The sequence below is a fragment of the Flavobacterium sp. genome (assembly GCF_031363805.1).
Lineage (GTDB): Bacteria > Bacteroidota > Bacteroidia > Flavobacteriales > Flavobacteriaceae > Flavobacterium.
This window is the reverse complement of record NZ_JANLVD010000019.1, coordinates 51,432-70,665: the sequence shown is the minus strand read 5'-3', so window position 1 is coordinate 70,665 and position 19,234 is coordinate 51,432. Positions and strand designations below refer to the sequence as shown.

At 33.0% G+C, this 19,234-nt stretch carries 15 protein-coding genes; 7 read left to right on the top strand and 8 right to left on the bottom strand.

Translation table 11 applies throughout. From position 1 onward, the window contains the following. Both bshC and RMN92_RS01525 read left to right on the top strand, forming a co-directional pair. On the top strand, positions 1–210 hold a 210-nt coding region (gene bshC, locus RMN92_RS01530), incomplete at its 5' end, for a bacillithiol biosynthesis BshC (protein ID WP_309607698.1). A gap of 84 nt (positions 211–294) precedes the next feature. Then, the gene (locus tag RMN92_RS01525) at positions 295–714 is read left to right on the top strand and encodes a nucleoside-diphosphate kinase (RefSeq protein WP_309607697.1); all 420 of its coding nucleotides are present in this window, start codon (positions 295–297) and stop codon (positions 712–714) included. A 57-nt stretch (positions 715–771) separates the two neighbouring features. Here the strand turns inward: RMN92_RS01525 and RMN92_RS01520 are convergent, their stop codons facing one another. After that, positions 772–2,250, bottom strand: a complete 1,479-nt coding sequence (locus RMN92_RS01520; protein WP_309607696.1) for a helix-turn-helix domain-containing protein — start codon at positions 2,248–2,250, stop codon at positions 772–774. A 266-nt stretch (positions 2,251–2,516) separates the two neighbouring features. Here RMN92_RS01520 and aceB point away from each other — a divergent pair, with 266 nt between their 5' ends. After that, positions 2,517–4,103 (top strand): malate synthase A, encoded by a 1,587-nt coding sequence (gene aceB / locus RMN92_RS01515; RefSeq protein WP_309607695.1) that lies wholly within the window; start codon positions 2,517–2,519, stop codon positions 4,101–4,103. Positions 4,104–4,179: 76 nt separating this feature from the next. After that, a complete protein-coding gene (gene aceA, locus RMN92_RS01510) occupies positions 4,180–5,457 on the top strand; it encodes an isocitrate lyase (RefSeq protein WP_309607694.1) in 1,278 nt (425 codons plus the stop codon). A gap of 55 nt (positions 5,458–5,512) precedes the next feature. On the opposite strand, the gene RMN92_RS01505 is transcribed toward aceA, so the two are convergent. Beyond that, positions 5,513–5,809, bottom strand: coding sequence for a DUF721 domain-containing protein (locus RMN92_RS01505; protein ID WP_309607693.1), 297 nt, complete (start codon positions 5,807–5,809; stop codon positions 5,513–5,515). A gap of 1 nt (position 5,810) precedes the next feature. Then, positions 5,811–6,224 carry a hypothetical protein gene (locus RMN92_RS01500; RefSeq protein ID WP_309607692.1) on the bottom strand — a complete coding sequence of 138 codons (414 nt, stop codon included), beginning with the start codon at positions 6,222–6,224 and terminating at the stop codon, positions 5,811–5,813. Positions 6,225–6,302: 78 nt separating this feature from the next. On the opposite strand from RMN92_RS01500, the gene RMN92_RS01495 reads away from it, so the two are divergent. Continuing rightward, positions 6,303–7,391 (top strand): serine hydrolase, encoded by a 1,089-nt coding sequence (locus RMN92_RS01495; RefSeq protein ID WP_309607691.1) that lies wholly within the window; start codon positions 6,303–6,305, stop codon positions 7,389–7,391. Between the two features lie 34 nt (positions 7,392–7,425). Here the strand turns inward: RMN92_RS01495 and RMN92_RS01490 are convergent, their stop codons facing one another. Beyond that, the gene (locus tag RMN92_RS01490; RefSeq protein ID WP_309607690.1) at positions 7,426–8,013 is read right to left on the bottom strand and encodes a glutathione peroxidase; all 588 of its coding nucleotides are present in this window, start codon (positions 8,011–8,013) and stop codon (positions 7,426–7,428) included. Between the two features lie 209 nt (positions 8,014–8,222). Between RMN92_RS01490 and RMN92_RS01485 the strand changes: the two genes are divergently transcribed. Together RMN92_RS01485 and RMN92_RS01480 are read left to right on the top strand one after the other, a co-directional pair. Then, positions 8,223–8,753 carry a sigma-70 family RNA polymerase sigma factor gene (locus RMN92_RS01485; RefSeq protein ID WP_309607689.1) on the top strand — a complete coding sequence of 177 codons (531 nt, stop codon included), beginning with the start codon at positions 8,223–8,225 and terminating at the stop codon, positions 8,751–8,753. 2 nt (positions 8,754–8,755) lie between these two features. Further along, positions 8,756–9,547, top strand: a complete 792-nt coding sequence (locus tag RMN92_RS01480) for an anti-sigma factor (RefSeq protein ID WP_309607688.1) — start codon at positions 8,756–8,758, stop codon at positions 9,545–9,547. 62 nt (positions 9,548–9,609) lie between these two features. Here the strand turns inward: RMN92_RS01480 and RMN92_RS01475 are convergent, their stop codons facing one another. From RMN92_RS01475 to rplL, 4 genes are all read right to left on the bottom strand, one after another. Beyond that, entirely contained in the window at positions 9,610–9,912 is a 303-nt protein-coding gene (locus RMN92_RS01475) for a DUF3467 domain-containing protein (protein ID WP_309607687.1), read from the bottom strand. A gap of 133 nt (positions 9,913–10,045) precedes the next feature. Next, positions 10,046–14,374, bottom strand: a complete 4,329-nt coding sequence (rpoC, locus tag RMN92_RS01470; protein WP_309607686.1) for a DNA-directed RNA polymerase subunit beta' — start codon at positions 14,372–14,374, stop codon at positions 10,046–10,048. 415 nt (positions 14,375–14,789) lie between these two features. Further along, the gene (gene rpoB, locus RMN92_RS01465; RefSeq protein WP_309607685.1) at positions 14,790–18,602 is read right to left on the bottom strand and encodes a DNA-directed RNA polymerase subunit beta; all 3,813 of its coding nucleotides are present in this window, start codon (positions 18,600–18,602) and stop codon (positions 14,790–14,792) included. A gap of 241 nt (positions 18,603–18,843) precedes the next feature. After that, on the bottom strand, positions 18,844–19,215 hold the full coding sequence (rplL, locus tag RMN92_RS01460; protein WP_309607684.1) for a 50S ribosomal protein L7/L12: 372 nt from the start codon (positions 19,213–19,215) through the stop codon (positions 18,844–18,846). Positions 19,216–19,234: the final 19 nt, after the last annotated feature.

Below are 19,234 nucleotides of genomic sequence, written 5' to 3'. Positions count from 1 at the left end.
AAGCGTTTGCTAAAAGCCGAGAAAAGAGTTCATAATGAACAACTTGAACGTTTATTTTCTTTGCAAAATGAATTGTTTCCTAATCAAAGTTTACAGGAAAGAAAAGCAAATTTTTCGGAATTTTATCTAGAATATGGTTATAGTCTGATAGAAAAATTGTTAGAAAATTTGAAGCCTTTAGAACAAGAGTTCAAAGTTATTATTTTGTAGATTTCTCAAACTTTAATCTTTTAAGCTTTAATCTTTAAACTAAAAGCTTTACTTTTGCACCGAATTTAATAAAAAATATAAAAAATGGCTACAAATAGAACTTTTACAATGATTAAACCTGATGGTGTTGAAAACGGACACATTGGTGGAATTTTAAATATGATTACAGAAGGTGGTTTCAAAATTGTTTCTTTGAAATTAACACAATTAACTGTGGCTGATGCTCAAGCTTTTTATGCTGTGCACGCTGCAAGACCATTTTATGGTGAATTGGTAGAATTCATGTCGCGTGGTCCTATTGTGGCTGCTATTTTAGAAAAAGAAAATGCTATTGAAGATTTCAGAAACTTAATTGGTGCTACAAATCCTGCTGATGCTGCTGAAGGAACAATACGTAAAAAATATGCGAAATCTATTGGCGAAAATGCGGTTCACGGATCTGATAGCGATGAAAATGCTGCTATTGAAAGTGCTTTTCATTTTGCAGGAAGAGAGCAATTTTAATTAGACTCACCTTATTTAAAATATTAAAATCCATTTGTTAATTCAGGTGGATTTTTTTTAACTGTACTTTTCCATTAACGATTGTACGACTGAATCTGTTTTGGCAAATCTTTCTTTACGGTTTAATTTTCTTGGTTCGGCAGCTCTTTCTTTACAATTTTGAATAGCACAGGATTCGCAAGTAACTCCAACTTCCCTTTTTTTGATAGTTGTATCTTTTAAAAAATTAATCTTACTTTGCGAGTGAGAAGAAATTAAAATCCCAAGACCAATACTTCTGTAATAACCATTCCTAAATGGGTCTTTTGTAGCTGATGCCAAAACTAAATATTCATTATGAGTATCTTGATAGGAAGAAATTTGCGCTTCGAATAAATGATTGTTTTTTGAAGTTGCTATTTCATTCAACGTTTTAATAGAAACCCATCGCCTACAATAATGTTCATTATTTTCATTCGCATGCGGTTCTTGCAAATTTGTGATATGCAATTCTTTTGTTAATTGAAAATCATTACTTTCAGGTTTATAATTAAACCTAAGGAAAAATAAATTTTTTAAATTAAAATCTTTCGGAAGTATATTGGTTAATCTTTGATAAAAAGTTTCTGGAGAATCCGTAAACTCAGAAATTAATGTTTGAAAAACTATTGGATCTAAAATAGAAGATTCAAAAAACAATTTCAATTCTTTAACCAATTTTTTTCTTGGAATTAATAATGCACCTGCAAAATAGGATGCAATAAAATTATTCAAAACCTGATCAAAACCATCAAATTTAATCCATGAAAAAGTATATAATCTATCGGTAATATTTAAAAAATTATAAGCGATTTCTTTCGCGTAAATAAATAATCTTTGGGAATCATCAGCTTCACTAGACACAAGCAATATTTTCGTTTTCGCAACAAAAATTGACCGTAAATTTGTCAACTCTTTATGCTCAACTAATTCATCATTATTAATAGTATATCCATATTCTTCGACCAAAATATCTTGCAAATCATTTAGTTTAAGTTTTTTTGATAAATCAATAGAATAGGCTTTTGCAAACTTTTCTACATCATTTTCAATAGATTCAAAATAGTTATTATGCGCTTCTTGATAGGAACGAAGGGAAGCTAGAAAAAAACTTTCTTTACTTAGGCTATAGTTTTTGGCAATTTCAAAAAGGGTACTAATGAAAGCATTTACTTTGATTGGAGCATCAGCAATTATATCAATTAAATCCCTTTCTTTTATCCCAAAAATATCAAAAGGAATTTCTTTTAAAATTCTTGATTGAAGAATTTCTCCAATTGGCGCTAAATTTTTATCTAGTTTTAGTGATACCAAATGATCATAAGTTACCTCAAGAGCCACAGCAAGATTGATGATTTTGTCCCGTTTTGGATATTTTTTACCTTTTTCTATCTCATTTAAATAAGATTTGGAAAGTCCTGTAATTTTAGCCAAACCAAATAAAGATATATTTTTTTCAGATCTTAACTGTTTCAACTTTAGCCCAAAAATCAATCTTACATATTCTTCTTCAATCATTTTATTTTATTTTTTCACAAATCAAATATCAAATTATATTTTTTTATAAATAATTCAAAACTTTAAAAATATTATTTTTCGCCTCAAAATCCGCATAGAATTCAAGCAACTACAACTCTTCTGTAACAATTCATAAGTAAACAAATATAACTATTTTTTGTTCAAAAATAGAAAAAAATTAAATTATATAAATTTAGCGAACGTTCGCTTGTTTTGTGTTTATTTATTTTATAATATTGTCATCAGTAAATCATAAAAACTAAAAAATGGAAACTATTAATGAAAAACGCAATATACATCTTTTACAAAAAGAAGATTACAAAGAAATATTGACCAATGATACCTTACTTTTTTTAGAGGCACTTCATTCAAAATTCAATGATGAAAGAATTTTGCTTTTAGAAAAAAGAGCCATTCAACAAGTATTATTTGACAATGGAGAATTACCAACATTTCCACTTGAAACTAAAAAAATAAGAGAAACAAATTGGACCTGCGCTTCCATTCCAGAAGATTTATTAGACAGACGAGTTGAAATTACTGGACCAGTTGATCGTAAAATGGTTATTAATGCCTTGAATTCTGGTGCAAAAACATTTATGGCAGATTTTGAAGACAGTTGTTCACCTACTTGGAGTAACTTAATGGATGGTCAGCAAAATTTAATTGATGCAGTCAACAAAACTATTTCCTTAGAACAAAACGGCAAAAAATACAACTTAAATAATAATACTGCTGTTCTCATTGTTAGGCCGCGAGGATTGCATCTTGAAGAAAAAAATTTACAAATTAACAATCAGAATATTTCTGCTTCTTTGCTAGACTTCGGTTTGTATTTCTTCAATAATATTCAGCAATTATTAAATCAAAATACGTCAGCCTATTTTTATTTGCCAAAACTAGAACATTATGAAGAAGCGAGGTGGTGGAACAGTGTTTTTGAATTTTCTCAGGAATATTTCAACTTACCAACTGGAACCATAAAAGCGACTGTATTGATTGAAACTATTACGGCTAGCTTTCAGTTGGACGAAATAATTTTTGAGTTAAAAGATCATATTGCGGGACTCAATTGTGGCCGTTGGGATTACATTTTTTCATTCATTAAAAAATTGAAAAATAAACAAAATTTTCTTGTTCCAGATAGAGATCAAGTAACTATGACAAGTCCATTTATGAGCTCTTATTCTTTAAAAGTTATTCAAACTTGCCACAAAAGAAACATACTAGCTATTGGAGGAATGGCGGCACAAATCCCTATTAAAGATGATGAATTGGCTAATAAACAAGCTTTCGAAAAAGTAAAAGCTGACAAAGAAAGGGAAGTTAAAAATGGTCATGATGGCACGTGGGTAGCCCATCCAGGATTGATTCCTGTGGCAATGAAAGTGTTTAATGAGCATATGATGACTAAAAATCAGATGCATATCAAACGCAACGAAATTACAATTACTGAAGATCAATTGTTAGTGTTACCTATTGGTAATGTAACTGTGGCAGGCGTTCAAAAAAATATTAATGTGGCTATTTTGTATATAGAATCATGGCTTATGGGAACTGGAGCCGCAGCTTTGTATAATCTGATGGAAGATGCTGCAACGGCTGAAATTTCTAGGACGCAATTATGGCATTGGTTGAATAAAAAAGTGGTATTAGAAAACGGATTGATCTGCACTAAAGAGTTATACCAAGAATTTATAATCCAAGAACTTTTAAAAATTAAAGAATATGTTGGAGTAGCTAGATTTGCAGTAGGCAAATTTGAATTGGCCACATCGCTCCTACAAGAATTCATTTTTAATGATAAACTAGATGAATTTCTTACATTGAAAGCATACCAGTACTTAAATTAAAAAAACTATCGGATGCAGTAACACCCGACAGCCATTAGAATAATTACTCACATAACTATTAAAACAGAACAAATTTATGAAAACAGATCAAAGAATTCAAGAATTAATTACAGACTGGACAACAAATTCTAGATGGATAGGAGTTGAAAGACCTTATACAGCAGAAAAAGTAGTCACAATTCAAGGATCTTACAAATTAGAATATTCTATTGCAAAACGAGGTGCCGAGGTTTTGTGGCAAAAATTAAATACTCAAGATTGGGTCGCTGGATTGGGTGCCTTAACTGGAAATCAAGCCATTCAAGAAGTAGAAGCTGGATTAGAGGCTATTTATTTGAGCGGATGGCAAGTTGCTGCCGATGCAAATGTCGCTGGCGAAATGTATCCTGACCAATCCTTATATCCTGTAAATAGCGTGCCACAAGTAGTAAAAAGAATTAACAATGCGCTTTTGAGAGCAGACCAAATTCAATGTGTTAATAAAACTGAAAATAAAAAAGATTATTTAGTACCAATTGTAGCCGATGCAGAAGCTGGTTTTGGCGGCAACTTAAATGCTTTCGAATTAATGAAAAGCATGATTGAAGCAGGTGCTGCTGGTGTACACTTTGAAGACCAACTATCGTCTGCAAAAAAATGTGGACATTTGGGCGGAAAGGTTTTGGTTCCTACTCAGGAAGCCATCAACAAATTAATAGCGGCTAGATTAGCAGCGGATGTAATGGGAACTTCCACCCTAGTTATTGCAAGAACGGATGCTGAAGCGGCCAATTTAATCACCAGCGATGTGGACGAAAGAGATCGAAAGTTCTTAACGGGTGAACGCTCACCAGAAGGCTTTTTCTATGTTAACAATGGAATTGAGCAAGGTATTGATAGAGGATTATCATATGCACCTTATGCCGATTTAATTTGGATGGAAACTTCCACACCGGATTTAGCGCAAGCTAGAAAATTTGCGACAGCCATTCATGCGCAATATCCAGGAAAATTGTTAGCTTACAATTGCTCACCATCATTCAATTGGGCAGCTAAATTATCAGTTTTAGAAATGGAAACATTTAGAGAGGAACTAGCAGCTATGGGATACAAATTCCAATTCATAACATTAGCTGGATTCCATGCTTTGAATACTTCAATGTTTGAACTTTCTTTGGCATACAAAAAAAGAGGAATGGCTGGATATTCTGAACTACAAGAAAGGGAGTTTGCACTGCAAAAAGAAGGTTTTAAAGCCATAAAACACCAGTCATTTGTAGGAACTGCTTATTTTGACGAAGTTCAAAACACAGTTACTATGGGAATAACATCTACAGCTGCAATGAAAGATTCTACAGAAACTACACAATTTTAATATTTTTTTAGGTTATTTTGTTTTGTGAAAGGCTCCTAGCAAATAGGAGCTTTTTTTATCTCAAAACAACACTTTTTACAACTTCTTTTCCTAATTCTTCATTAATCATTTTAATGATTTTATCTTTACCATAGCTCAATTCTTCTCGCAAAACTGCCGAGGTAAGCTCAACATATAGAATTCCATTTCTCAAAGCTATATTCCTAGTATAATTATTAACACCATTCCCCATCAAATTTTTCCAAGCATCGAGTACAGAAACTTCGTTTAGACCAGGTTCGAGTTTATTATTTTTGATGATTTCATTTAAAATATCACCAATTGCACTTTGATTATTAAGCCTTTTTGCCATTTTATTTATTGGTGTTTATAATAACTTTATCATAATAAAATTTCACTTTTTCTTTAGATTCTAAAATCATTTCATTTTTGGATAACAATATCAATTCATCCTTATGCTTTCCAAATTGAGAATAAAATTCTAGAAATACTTTATCATCTTTTGGAATTATTTTCAAATTATCTTGGGCATCGTTTACCAAGAATTTATTGGTAGGTTGCCACTGCACTTTTTTGTGAAAACCAATATTTTTTTTAACTTCAAAATAATCATAAAATTCATTTATTTTATATTCTTTTTCATTGCCATTGGCATCTTCGACTTTTTGGATTTGCCAATATCCATTTATAAAATCAATTTTTGAAACATCAATCTTTTGGCTGCAACTACTAAAAATTACAAATAATAATAAAATAATATTTTTCATCTTGTAAAAATAACAATTCTCAATTAAACCATTCTCAATTTTGTGAGTCTAAATTTTTAAACTCTAAACTTAACCATTATGAAATCAATTTTATTTTTAACGCTAGTTGCTACACTATTTATTAATTGTTCTACTGATGAAGTAGTTTCAGAACCAATTGCCACACCAATTCCAAATCCAATAGTATTAGAACCAATGTATTTTCCAACCAATGGAAGTAGCGTTTGGGAAACCAAAACAATTCAATCTTTAAATTGGAATCAAACGGCTGTGCAACCACTTCTAGATTATTTGCAATTGAAAAATTCTAAAAGTTTCGTCATTTTGGTTAATGGAAAAATTGTAATGGAAAATTATTTCAATGGTCATGACGCAACGGCAAACTGGTATTGGGCAAGTGCAGGGAAAACATTGACTTCCACAATAACTGGAATAGCACAACAAGAAGGAATAATCAATATAAATAATAAAGTTTCCAATTATATTGGTAATGGTTGGACAAGTGCACCTATTGCTAAAGAAAATTTAATTACTTGTAAAAATTTATTAAATATGACCTCGGGGTTGGATGATACAAATGATGGCGTATTGCCTGCAGATTTGACTTATGTGGCAGATGCAAATACGCGTTGGGCTTATCACAATGTATATGTAAAACTTCAAGATGTAGTTTCGCAAGCCAGCGGACAAAGTTGGCCCAATTATTTCAATACGAAACTAAGAAATAAAATTGGAATGGATGGTGGTTGGGTACAATCTGGAAATAATAGTGTTTACTGGAGTAATAGTAGAAGTATGGCTCGTTTTGGTTTGCTCATGTTGAATAAAGGAAATTGGAACAACGATCAAATTTTAAATGAAAACTATTTTACACAGGCAACAAATACTTCGCAAACTATTAATCAATCTTATGGTTATTTGTGGTGGCTAAATGGTAAGTCTAGCTATCATTTGCCACAAAGTCAATTGCAAATTACTGGAAGTTTAATTCCTTCTGGATCAAACGATATGTTTATGGCTTTGGGAAGAGATGACCAAAAAATATATGTTATTCCGAGCAAAAAAATGGTAGTTATTAGAATGGGAAATGCAGCAGATGGATCAAATTTTGCTTTGTCAGGTTTTGATAATGAACTTTGGTTAAAAATAAATGCACTTTATCAATAAGATAAAGTGCATTTATTTTTATTGTAAAGAATAACTAAGCTTTTTTAATCCAGTTGATGATAGATTCATCAATTGGTAATGTTTGTGGAGCCACAACTCTATCCAAATGACCTTCTCTGTCAATTAAATATTTTTGAAAATTCCATTCTACATTATTTTCTTGCAATCCGTTTTGAGCTTTTTGGGTCAAAAATTGATATAATGGATGCATATCTGCACCCTTTACTGAAATTTTTTCCATCATAGGAAAAGTTACTCCATAATTCTTTGTACAGAATTCTGCAATTTCAGCGTTTGTTCCTGGTTCTTGTTCGTTAAAATTATTGGCTGGAAAACCTAAAATAATAAAATTATCTTTTTTAAACTCTTCATATAATGTTTCAAGTTGCTCGTATTGAGGAGCCAATGAACACTTAGAAGCCGTATTAACAATCATTACCTTTTTACCCTTCAATGAAGCAAAATCAAATTCTTTGCCATTAATATCCGTTACTTTAAACTGGTGTATTGAAGCTTGATTCATCACTTCTACTTCTTCAGGCACGCTACCTTTAATATTTCCTTCTTGATTTTTGCAACTAATTATAGAAAATAATGCGATAATAAACAGAAATTTCTTCATAACTTTAAGATTTAGATGATTTAGGAAAACGAATATACAATATTAGATATTATTATAAAAATTATTGGTTATAAAAATATAATTTAATTTTAAAAGTAAGAAATTACATTTAATCATTAATTATACTAACAATTTTGTAAATTATGTAAAATATGAACTCACTGTTTAAAAAAAATAATCCATAAATTTGTGTATATAAATAAACAATTATGACACAAGAAGAAGTTTTAACCTTAATTTCAAAAAAAGACGACAGAGCCTACACTTATTTATACGATATGTATTCGAAAAGTTTGTTTTCAGTCATTAAAAATTTAATTAATGACCGCGAAGAAGCAGAAGATGTACTTCAAGAAGTTTTTATAAAAATCTGGAAAAATATAGATAGTTATAATGAAAGTAAAGGCAGATTTTATACCTGGGCTGTTAATATTGCTAGAAATTCGACCATTGATAAATTGCGTTCCAAAAATTTTAATAATAGTAAAAAAAACCTATCGTCAGATAATTTCGTACATCTATTGGATGACAGTAACAAACTTACAAATAAGATTGATTCTATTGGAATTGAAGAATTTGTCAAAAAACTAAAGCCAAAATGTATCCAAATTATAGATTTATTATTTTTTAAAGGATATACACAGCAAGAAGCTTCGGATGAATTGGAAATTCCTTTGGGAACTGTGAAAACACAAAATAGAAATTGTATTAACGATTTAAGAAATTTTTTACACGTATAAAAATGGAAACAAAACAATATATAGATTCCGGTATTTTAGAACTTTATGTTTATGGTTTATTAAATGAGACTGAAAACTTAGAAGTAAGTCAAATGGCAAAAATTAATGAAGCTGTAGATAATGAAATCATTTCTATAGAAAAAGCAATTGTAAACTTGTCTACGAGTTTCTCTCCTTTTTTATCGGTCGAAAATTTTGCCAAAATAAAATCAAAACTTGACATTAAACATTCGCCCAAAGTTATAGAAATGCAACCTAAGAGTAGCAAACTTCAATATTTGGGTTGGGCAGCGGCTTTGGCATTGCTTTTGGGCGTTGGCTATCAATATAATAATCAAATTAAATTTGAGAATGATATTGTAAATCTTGAAAAAGAAAAATCGAAACTAAATGAAGTTGTTGTTTCTACCGAAAATAAAAATAAGCAAACCAAAAAAGCACTTTATGTGATTAGAGATTCAAAAAATACAGTTATTACTCTTGGAGGTCAAGCTGTTTCTCCAAAATCATTTGCCAAAGTATATTGGAACAAAGAAACACAAGTAGTATATGTTGATGCTTCTGGATTGCCAAAACCACCAAAAGGAATGGTTTATCAAGTTTGGTCTTTAAAATTAAAACCTGCGTTAACACCAACAAGTATTGGGTTATTAGAAAACTTTGAAGCAGAAAATGATAAATTTTTTGCTGTTAGCAACACCTCAGATGCTGAAGGTTTTGGAATAACGCTGGAACCAGCTGGCGGAAGCAAATCGCCTACAATGGAAAAATTATATAGTTTAGGAACAGTTTAAAATGTAATGCTTAAGTTTAAATAAAAAAATCCCAATCTTTAAAAAAAATTGGGATTTTTCAATTATGCCTGTCCAGCAGTTCCAAAATTTAAAGGTATGGGCGCTTGTTCAGATTCTACAATTTTACCATTCACACTTTCAAACCGTTGTATATTTTCAGCAATAGCTTTTACCAGTCTTTTGGCATGCTGAGGTGTGAGTATAATTCTGGATTTAACTTTCGCTTTGGGCACACCAGGCATAATATTCACAAAATCCAATACGAATTCCGTGTTGGAATGGTTTATTATAGCCAGATTAGAATAAATTCCTTCTGCCGTATTTTCATCAAGTTCGATATTTATTTGTCCTTGTTGTTGTTCCATTTTATTAAAAGATTGAAAGATTAAAAATTGAAAGATTGAAAAATTAAAAATAAAAAAAATTCAATGATTGTCAGAAATTTGAATATGTTTCAAAATCTTTTAATCATTGAATTTTTAAATCTTTCAATATTTGTTAGTAATTATATTCTTCTTTGGTAACCATTAAATCATTGTATTCTTCTTTTGAACCTACAATTGTATTGTCATATTCTCTCATACCTGTACCGGCTGGAATTCTATGTCCTACAATTACATTTTCTTTAAGGCCTTCCAAATAATCCACTTTTCCTGCAACCGCAGCTTCGTTTAATACTTTTGTAGTCTCCTGGAAAGAAGCCGCTGAAATAAACGATTTGGTTTGCAAAGATGCTCTTGTAATACCTTGTAATACTGGAGTTGCCGTTGCAGTAATAACTTCACGAGCTACAACCAAATTTTTATCTGTACGTTTCAACAATGAATTCTCATCACGCAATTCACGTGGAGAAATAATTTGACCCGCTTTCAAGTTACTTGAATCCCCAGCATCTTCAACCACTTTCATTCCGTACAATTTATCGTTCTCAACAATAAAATCTTTGGTATGAATTAATTGATCTTCTAGGAATAAAGTATCTCCTGGATCTTGAACTCTTACTTTACGCATCATCTGGCGTATTACAACTTCAAAGTGTTTGTCGTTGATTTTTACACCTTGCAAACGATATACTTCTTGAATCTCGTTAACCAAATACTGTTGAACAGCTGCTGGTCCTTGAATTCTTAAAATATCATCTGGCGTAATGGCTCCATCAGACAAAGGAACTCCAGCTCTTACGAAGTCATTTTCTTGAACAAGAATCTGACTTGATAATTTCACTAAGTATTTCTTAATCTCACCAAACTTAGATTCTATGATAATCTCACGATTTCCTCTTTTGATTTTTCCAAAAGAAACAACACCATCAATTTCTGAAACTACTGCTGGGTTTGAAGGATTACGAGCTTCTAAAAGTTCCGTAATTCTTGGTAAACCACCTGTAATATCGCCAGTTTTTGATGAACGACGTGGTATTTTTACTAAAATTTTACCTGCTTTAATTTTCTCACCATCGTTAACCATTAAGTGAGCACCTACTGGTAAGTTGTATGAACGAATGAGTTCGCCATCTTTACCGTAGATTAACAAAGTAGGAATTAATTTTTTGTTTCTTCCTTCAGAAATTACTTTTTCCTGGAAACCAGTTTGCTCATCAATTTCGACCATGAACGATTGTCCTTGTTCTAAATCTTCGTAAGCAATTTTACCAGTAAACTCAGAAATAATAACGCCATTATATGGATCCCATTTACAGATAACTTCACCTTTAGTAACTGTTTGTGTATCGGTTACAAAAATACTAGAACCGTAAGGAATATTGTTTGTTGCTAATAGAATTCCAGTTTTAATGTCGATTAATTTCAATTCCGTAGAACGAGAAATTACAATATCCACAGCATTACCATCAGAATCTTCGCCTTTCACTGTTTTTAAATCTTCTATTTCTAAACGACCTCCAAATTTTGCAACAATGCTAGATTCTTCAGAAATTCCTCCCGCAACTCCACCCACGTGGAAAGTACGAAGTGTTAACTGTGTTCCTGGTTCACCAATAGATTGTGCAGCGATTACTCCAACTGCTTCACCTCTTTGGGTCATTTTTCCAGTAGCTAGATTACGTCCATAACATTTAGCACAAATTCCTTTTGTAGCTTCACAAGTTAATGGCGAACGAACTTCAACTCTTTCAACTGGAGAAGCTTCAATAATTTTCATAGTCGCTTCTGTGATTTGATCACCAGAATGTACCAAAATATCATTAGTTAAAGGATTTACAACATCTTGCAATGCCACGCGTCCTAATATTCTTTCTCCTAATGTTTCTACAATTTCTTCGTTCTTTTTCAGAGCCGAAACTTCTACACCTCTTAAAGTACCACAATCTTCAATGTTTACAATTACATCTTGAGAAACGTCGTGCAATCTACGAGTAAGATAACCAGCATCAGCCGTTTTCAAAGCCGTATCCGCTAGACCTTTACGAGCACCGTGAGTTGAGATAAAATATTCTAAAATCGATAATCCTTCTTTAAAGTTAGAAAGAATTGGATTCTCAATAATTTCACCACCACCAGCGGTTGATTTTTTAGGCTTAGCCATCAAACCACGCATACCTGTAAGCTGACGAATCTGTTCTTTAGATCCCCTTGCACCAGAGTCAAGCATCATATATACCGAGTTGAAACCTTGTTGGTCTTCACGGATATTTTTCATTGCCAATTCTGTCAATTGCGCATTGGCAGAAGTCCAAATATCAATAACTTGGTTGTAACGTTCGTTATTGGTAATTAATCCCATGTTGTAGTTTCCAGAAATTCCTTCTACTTGTTCACGAGCATCAGCAATTAACTTAGTCTTTTGTTCTGGAATACGAATATCACCAAGAGAGAATGACAATCCACCTTTAAAGGCAAATTTATAACCCATATCTTTAATGTTATCAAGGAAAGCTGCCGTTGTAGGAACATTTGTTACGGCAAGGATTCTTCCGATAATATCACGTAAGTTCTTTTTGGTTAATACTTCATTTATATATCCAGCTGCTTCAGGCACTACTTCATTAAATAATACACGACCAGCAGTGGTTTGAATAATTTTATAAACTAATTCTCCTTCTTCGTTAAAATCTTTGGCTCTAATTTTTACACGAGCATTCAATTCAACTCTCCCTTCGTTTAGAGCAATGTTTGCTTCTTCGGCAGAATAGAAAACTAAATCTTGTCCTAAAATAATATGCTCAGGAGTCGAGATACGTTCTTTGGTCATATAATATAGACCAAGCACCATGTCTTGAGACGGTACTGTAACTGGCGCACCATTTGCTGGATTCAAGATATTGTGGGAAGCCAACATTAACAATTGTGCTTCTAAAATAGCTTCTGGTCCAAGCGGTAAGTGAACTGCCATCTGGTCACCATCAAAATCCGCATTAAATGCAGTACAAACTAAAGGGTGCAATTGGATTGCTTTTCCTTCAATCAATTTTGGTTGAAAAGCCTGAATTCCTAATCTGTGTAATGTAGGCGCACGATTCAGTAATACAGGGTGACCTTTAATTACATTTTCAAGAATATCCCAAACAACTGGTTCTTTTTTATCTATAATTTTCTTTGCAGATTTTACAGTTTTTACAATTCCACGTTCTATCAATTTACGGATAACGAATGGTTTGTAAAGTTCGGCTGCCATATCTTTTGGGATACCACATTCGAATAATTTCAATTCAGGTCCAACAACAATAACCGAACGAGCAGAATAATCTACACGTTTTCCAAGTAAATTTTGACGGAAACGTCCTTGTTTTCCTTTTAATGAATCAGATAAAGATTTTAATGGTCTGTTTGATTCAGTTTTAACTGCAGAAGCTTTTCTTGTATTATCGAAAAGTGAATCTACAGACTCTTGTAACATACGTTTTTCGTTTCTTAAGATAACTTCTGGAGCTTTAATTTCCATTAATCTCTTCAAACGATTGTTACGGATGATTACACGACGGTATAAGTCATTTAAATCTGAAGTTGCAAAACGACCTCCATCAAGCGGCACAAGGGGACGCAATTCTGGTGGGATAACTGGAACCACTTTCATGATCATCCATTCCGGACGATTTTCGCGGTTCAAGTTAGATTCACGGAAAGACTCAACAACTTGAAGTCTTTTTAAAGCTTCCGTTTTACGTTGTTTTGATGTTTCGTTGTTTGCATTGTGACGCAGTTCGTAAGAAAGTGCATCAAGGTCAATACGAGCCAATAAGTCCATAATACACTCTGCTCCCATTTTGGCAACAAATTTATTAGGATCAAAATCATCCAAATATTGGTTGTCTGCTGGTAAAGTATCAAGAATATTTAAGTATTCTTCTTCGGTCAAGAAGTCTAATCTTTTTACGGATTCACCTTCAGGATTTTGAGCAATACCTGCTTGAATTACTACATAACGTTCGTAGTAAATAATCATATCTAATTTCTTAGATGGCAAACCTAATATATAACCAATTTTGTTTGGCAATGAACGGAAATACCAGATATGAGCAATAGGCACAACCAAGTTGATATGTCCAACTCTGTCTCTACGTACTTTTTTCTCTGTAACTTCTACACCACAACGGTCACAAACGATTCCTTTGTATCGGATTCTTTTGTATTTTCCACAAGCACATTCAAAATCTTTTACTGGTCCGAAAATTCGTTCGCAGAAAAGACCATCACGTTCTGGTTTGTGTGTTCTGTAGTTGATAGTTTCTGGTTTCAAAACTTCGCCTCTTGACTCTGCCAAGATAGATTCTGGTGAAGCTAAACCTATCGAGATTTTGTTGAATCTTTTTACAGGATTCTTATCTCTATTATTGTTATTATTGCTGTTATTATTTCTATTATTCATCATAGTTTTTACTATTGATTTATGTACAATTAAAAAAAATTCAGATGGAAGATTACTAATTTAATTTCAGAAATATAATACTGAATTAAAATGTTGGTCTTTTTAGCCCCGATAGTAGCGGAAATCCTTTTTTAATGAGCCTTTTCGGCGAATGAAAAAAGATTGAAGCGGATAGCGGGATTGGCTCCTGAAAAAACATTATTTTAAATTATTTACCTCGGGTTACTTCTCTAAACTTCAAATCAAATACTTGAAGTGCTAATTACGTAAAGACGTTACACTGTAACGTGTTTGATTGTAAAAAATCGGAACGTTTTACGGGTCTAAATCTTAAAAACTTTATAAAAAAATATTTGCAAAACCGTTGTAAAAAAATATTTGCAAAACCGTTGCAGTGCAACGGTTCTACAGATAATAATTATTCTTCTAAACGAATGTCTAAACCTAAACCTTTCAATTCGTGCATTAATACGTTGAACGATTCTGGCAATCCAGGTTCTGGCATTGATTCACCTTTTACGATTGCTTCGTAAGTTTTGGCTCTACCAATAACATCATCAGATTTTACTGTTAAAATTTCTCTCAAAGTAGAAGATGCTCCATAAGCTTCCAGTGCCCAAACTTCCATCTCTCCAAAACGTTGACCTCCAAATTGTGCTTTACCACCCAATGGTTGTTGCGTAATTAATGAGTACGGACCGATTGAACGTGCGTGCATTTTATCATCGACCATATGCCCAAGTTTCAACATGTAGATTACTCCAACAGTTGCTGCTTGGTGGAAACGTTCTCCTGTACCACCATCATAAAGATAGGTGTGACCGAAACGTGGTACTCCAGCTTCATCGGTAATTTCGTTGATTTGATCTAATGATGCTCCGTCAAAAATTGGTGTTGCATATTTGCGTCCCAAGTTTTGTCCAGCCCATCCAAGAACAGTTTCATAAATTTGACCAATGTTCATACGGGAAGGTACTCCAAGTGGATTCAATACGATATCTACAGGTGTTCCGTCTTCAAGGAAAGGCATGTCTTCGTGACGTACAATACGTGCAACGATTCCTTTGTTTCCGTGACGTCCCGCCATTTTATCACCCACTTTTAACTTACGTTTTTTGGCAATATATACTTTGGCAAGTTTCAAAATTCCAGCTGGTAACTCATCACCAACAGTAATTGTAAATTTCTCACGACGTAATGATCCTTGAAGATCGTTTAACTTAATTTTATAGTTGTGAATTAAATCATTCACCATATTATTAGTTTCATCGTCTGCAACCCATTGTCCTTTAGACAAGTGTGCAAAATCTTCAACAGCATACAACATTTTTTGAGTATACTTTTTACCTTTTGGCAACACTTCTTCACCCAAATCGTTCATAACACCTTGCGATGTTTTCCCGTTTACAATGGCGAATAATTTTTCAACCAATTTGTCTTTCAATTCAACAAATTTAGTTTCAAATTCAGTTTCCAATTCAGTTAAAGCATCTTTATCTTGCGTACGTTTTCGCTTATCTTTTACTGCTCTTGCGAACAATTTTTTATCTAAAACAACACCGTGAAGTGATGGTGATGCCTTTAATGAAGCATCTTTCACATCACCAGCTTTATCTCCAAAGATTGCACGTAAAAGTTTCTCTTCAGGAGTTGGATCTGATTCTCCTTTTGGTGTAATTTTTCCGATTAGAATATCGCCAGGTTTAACTTCGGCACCAATTCTAATCATTCCGTTTTCATCCAAATCTTTGGTAGCTTCTTCAGAAACGTTCGGAATATCATTAGTCAACTCTTCGTTTCCTAATTTTGTATCTCTCACTTCCAATGAATAATCATCTACGTGAATAGAGGTGAAAATATCATCACGAACTACTTTTTCAGAAATTACAATTGCATCCTCGAAGTTATACCCTTTCCAAGGCATAAAAGCTACTTTTAGGTTACGACCTAATGCTAACTCTCCGTTTTGCGTTGCATATCCTTCACAAAGTACTTGTCCTTTTATTACTTTGTCACCTTTTCTTACGATAGGTTTTAAGTTGATAGACGTACTTTGATTCGTTTTTCTAAATTTAATTAATTGGTATGATTTCTCATCAGATTCAAAACTTACCGCTCTTTCGGCATCAGTTCTGTCGTATTTAATGGTAATCATATTGGCATCAACATATTCTACCACTCCAGTTCCTTCCGCATTAATCAATACTCTAGAATCTGAAGCTACTTGGCGCTCCAATCCTGTACCAACAATTGGTGCTTCTGGACGTAATAATGGAACGGCTTGACGCATCATGTTGGATCCCATCAACGCTCTATTCGCATCATCATGTTCCAAGAAAGGAATAAGTGAAGCAGAAATTGAAGCAATTTGATTTGGAGCGACATCAGTATAATGAACAGCTGATGGATCAACTACTGGGAAATCGCCTTCTTGACGGGCAATAACATTTTCAGCAGTAATTTTTCCAGAAGCATCCATTTTAATGTTTGCTTGTGCAATTAATTGACCTTCTTCCTCTTCTGCGCTTAAATAAACTGGAGTAGAAGTTAAATCTACAACACCATTGGTTACTTTTCGGTAAGGAGTTTCGATGAAACCCATTCCGTTTACTTTTGCGTAAACACCAAGAGATGAAATCAATCCAATATTTGGTCCTTCAGGAGTTTCAATCGGACAAAGTCTTCCGTAGTGTGTATAGTGAACGTCACGCACCTCAAAACCGGCTCTTTCACGAGAAAGACCACCTGGCCCTAGAGCTGATAACCTACGCTTGTGTGTTATTTCAGCCAATGGATTGGTTTGATCCATAAATTGAGACAACTGGTTCGTACCAAAGAAAGAGTTGATAACCGATGATAATGTTTTTGCATTAATCAAATCGATTGGTGTAAACACCTCGTTGTCTCTAACGTTCATTCTCTCACGAATAGTTCTGGCCATACGTGCCAAACCTACACCAAATTGTTGCGACAATTGTTCTCCAACTGTACGAACACGACGATTTGATAAGTGATCAATATCATCAATCTCAGCTTTTGAGTTGATTAATTCAATCAAATATTTAACGATGGTAATAATATCTTCTTTGGAAAGCACTTGCTTTTCCATTGGGATATCCAAACCAAGTTTTTTGTTCATTCTATAACGACCAACTTCACCTAAGTTATAACGTTGGTCAGAAAAGAATAATTTATCTATAATACCACGAGCAGTTTCTTCATCAGGCGGTTCTGCATTACGCAATTGTCTGTAGATATGCTCAACGGCTTCTTTTTCAGAGTTAGTTGGATCTTTTTGTAATGTATTGTGAATGATTGAATAATCTACAACATTATTATCTTCCTTGTGTAATAAGATAGATTTTACGTTAGATTCTACAATTTCTTCTACATTATCTTTATCTAAAATCGTATCACGATCTAAAATAATTTCGTTTCTTTCGATAGAAACTACTTCGCCAGTATCTTCATCAACGAAGTCTTCATGCCAAGTATTTAATACACGTGCCGCTAATTTTCTACCTACGTATTTTTTTAGTCCAGATTTCGACACTTTAATTTCTTCGGCAAGATCGAAAATTTCAAGGATATCCTTGTCTCTTTCGAATCCAATAGCACGGAATAAAGTGGTAACTGGTAGTTTTTTCTTTCTATCGATATAAGCGTACATTACGCTATTGATATCAGTAGCAAATTCTATCCATGATCCTTTAAAAGGAATTACACGGGCAGAATATAATTTGGTTCCATTCGCATGGAATGATTGTCCGAAGAAAACACCTGGTGATCTGTGTAATTGAGAAACAACCACACGTTCGGCACCATTGATAACGAAAGTTCCGCTTGGTGTCATGTATGGAATAGTTCCAAGATATACATCTTGTACTATAGTTTCAAAATCTTCATGTTCTGGGTCTGTACAATATAGTTTTAGACGTGCTTTTAATGGCACACTATATGTTAAACCTCTCTCTATACATTCTTGAATTGTATAACGTGGCGGATCTACAAAATAGTCAAGGAATTCCAGTACGAAATTATTTCTAGTATCGGTAATTGGAAAATTTTCCATGAAGGTATTGTAAAGCCCTTCGTTGCCTCTCTCATCAGATTTGGTTTCCAATTGGAAAAAATCTTGAAAAGATTTAACCTGAACATCCAGAAAATCTGGGTAATTCGGGATATTTTTTGTTGAGGCAAAATTCAATCTATCAGTCTGATTTGTTATCATCAATGGACAAAATTTTGATTAAAAAAAAGTAATTTTTGTGTATAAAACACTGTATAATTTGTACTTTTCCTTTTTAAAACAATACATCTTTAAAAATAAACCAGGAAAATTTAGTTGATTTTTTTCTTCGTACTGATTAAAATTTTTTCGTAAATTAAATATAATTTTATTATACGAAAAATGGTTTAGGTCATTGGACATAATACCCAAGACCTAAACCTGTTTCAAAAACTATGTTGGACTATTTAAGCTCAACAACAGCTCCTGCTTCTTCTAAAGATTTTTTAAGACCTTCAGCCTCATCTTTAGAAACACCTTCTTTAATGTTAGATGGTGCAGCATCAACTAAATCTTTAGCTTCTTTAAGACCTAAACCTGTTAGTTCTTTAACCGCTTTTACTACAGCCAATTTAGAAGCACCAGCTTCTTTTAATACAACTGTAAATTCTGTTTGCTCTTCAACAGCAGCGGCGTCTCCACCACCAGATGACATTACAACAGCTGCAGCTGCTGGTTCGATACCGTATTCATCTTTTAATATTGTAGCTAAATCATTAACTTCTTTAACTGTCAAGTTAACTAATTGTTCTGCGAATTGTTTCAAATCTGCCATTTTTTCTATCTTTTTAAAA